Source organism: Caballeronia sp. BR00000012568055, assembly GCF_029439455.1.
In the GTDB taxonomy this organism is placed as follows: Bacteria; Pseudomonadota; Gammaproteobacteria; order Burkholderiales; family Burkholderiaceae; genus Caballeronia.
Map to the genome: position 1 here is coordinate 1 of NZ_JAQFVG010000225.1, position 447 is coordinate 447.

Sequence of the window (447 nt, forward strand, 5' to 3'; positions counted from 1 at the left end):
GGCCCTGCAGGAAGCTCGATATTGAATTAGAAACGGGTTTCTTCATTGGCGTCGGTAACGAGCTCGGGCAACCCGTTGAAGCTGCTACCGCCGATGGCAACATCTTCGGAATGGTCCTATTGAACGATTGGAGCGCGCGCGATATCCAGCAATGGGAATATCAGCCGCTTGGACCGTTTAACTCGAAAGGTTTTGCGACCACGATTTCGCCTTGGGTGGTGACTATGGACGCTCTGGCCCCGTTCCGAGTCGAGCAGCCGGTTCAGGAACCGAAGCCGTTGCGTTACCTTCGCGGCGCTTCGTCGGCGGGCGTCGACCTTAATCTCGAAGTAAGGCTCGCGCCCCAGGGATGCACTGAGGCGACCACAATTGCTCGCACGAACTTCAAGCACATGTACTGGACGATGGCGCAACAACTCGCGCATCACACAAGTTCGGGCTGCAATA

Annotated in this window: 1 protein-coding gene; it reads left to right on the forward strand. The window is 56.6% G+C overall.

Annotated elements, in window-relative coordinates; all coding sequences use genetic code 11:
• Nucleotides 1-447: fumarylacetoacetate hydrolase family protein (locus P7F28_RS10300; RefSeq protein WP_277184387.1), on the forward strand; the 447-nt coding region annotated here is incomplete at both ends.